2 protein-coding genes are annotated in these 1684 nt (G+C 60.5%); both read left to right on the plus strand.

Translation table 11 applies throughout. From position 1 onward, the window contains the following. Window positions 1-825 (plus strand): carbohydrate ABC transporter permease (locus tag GXN74_RS14210; protein WP_162371590.1); only part of this gene is annotated, 825 nt, incomplete at its 5' end. Beyond that, the coding region (locus GXN74_RS14215; RefSeq protein WP_246208741.1) for a carbohydrate ABC transporter permease at window positions 825-1684 on the plus strand (860 nt) is incomplete at its 3' end. The genes GXN74_RS14210 and GXN74_RS14215, both read left to right, overlap by 1 nt.

Below are 1684 nucleotides of genomic sequence, written 5' to 3' on the forward strand. Positions count from 1 at the left end.
ATACCGTTCTTCATGGGATTGTACTATTCCATGACGGACTGGACGGCCATCGCGGGGGTGGAGCCCAAGTTCGTGGGGCTCGAGAACTACAAGACCATGTTTTCCGACTACGCGTTCCGGTATTCCTTCGGGCGCACGTTCCTGTTCACCCTGCTGAGCGTGGTGGCCATCAATGCGGTGGCGCTGGTGCTGGCGTTCCTGGTTACCCGGGAGCTGAAGCTGAAGAACTTCTACCGGGCGGGATTCTTCGTCCCGAACCTGATCGGGGGCCTGGTGCTGGGCTACATCTGGCAGTTCATCTTCAAGAGCGTGGTCCCGCCCCTGGGAGGGTTGGTGGGCTCCGAGGCGATCCAGAACCTGCTGATCCTGTCCGACCCCAACCTGACCCTGCTGGGGATCATCCTGGCCTTCACCTGGCAGTACGCGGGCTACATCATGATGATCTACATCGCGGCGATCCTGAACGTGCCCCAGGAGCTGATCGAGGCCAGCGACATCGACGGGGCGACCCCCCTGCAGAAGCTGTGGAACATCACCATGCCGCTGATCGCCCAGGCCTTCACCATCACCTCGTTCCTGACCCTGGTGTCGTCCTTCAAGCAGTACGACATCATCCGGGCCCTGAGCAACGGGGGCCCCACCACCATGTTCCAGGGGGAGATCGTGAACTCCTCGGAGCTTCTGGCGGTGCACATCTACGACGTGGCGTTCAAGTACAACCGGATGGCGGAAGGGCAGGCTAGGGCAATCATCTTCTTCCTGGTGCTGTCGGTGATCTCCATCGCCCAGGTGTACTACAACAAGAAGAAGGAGGTGGAGATGTGATGAGGATGAAGAAGAAAACCCTGCTGCTGGTGTTCGAGGTCCTGACGGCGATATTTTTCCTGTTCGCCATGTTCCCCTTCTTTGTGGTGGTCATCAATTCGGCCAAGGCGTCCCTGGAGATCATCAGCGACCCGATCTCCCTGCCGGCCCGGTGGGGCCAGCTGTTCGACAACATCAAGACGATCTGGACGAGTCCCAGCGTGCGGTACTCCTCCAGCGTGTTCGCCTCGGTGGTGATCACCGCCGGATCCCTGGCGACGATCTCCATCTTTTCGGCCATGGCGGCCTGGGTGCTGGTGCGGACCAAGACCAGGACCTCCACGGTGATCTTCCTGCTGTTCCTGAGCGGGCTGATCATTCCGTTCCAGGTGGTCATGTTCCCCCTGGTGGCCCTGTTCAGGATGATCCGGGAGACGGTGGGGCTCCCCATGCTGCGGACCTACCACGGGATGATTTTCGCCTACATCGGCTTCGGTGCGCCCCTGGCGGTGTTCATGTTCCACGGGTTCATCAAGTCGATCCCGGTGGCGCTGGAGGAGGCGGCCACCATCGACGGCTGCACCAAGATGCAGGTGTTCCTGAACGTGATCATGCCGATCCTGAAGCCCATCTTCGTGACGGTGATCATCCTGAACGCCATCTGGATCTGGAACGACTTCCTGTTGCCCTCCCTGATCCTGGGGATCGGACAGGACGTGCAGACCATCCCCCTGGCCATCGCCGGCTTCGCAGGCTCCTTCGTGAAGAAGTGGGACCTGATCATGACGGCGGTGCTCATGGCGGCGGCCCCCATCGTGGTGGGGTTCCTGTTCGCCCAGAAGCACATCATCAAGGGCATGGTTGCGGGTGCCGTGAAATA

Origin of the sequence: Anaerotalea alkaliphila (assembly GCF_010179735.1) — a bacterium.
GTDB lineage: Bacteria > Bacillota > Clostridia > Lachnospirales > Vallitaleaceae > Anaerotalea > Anaerotalea alkaliphila.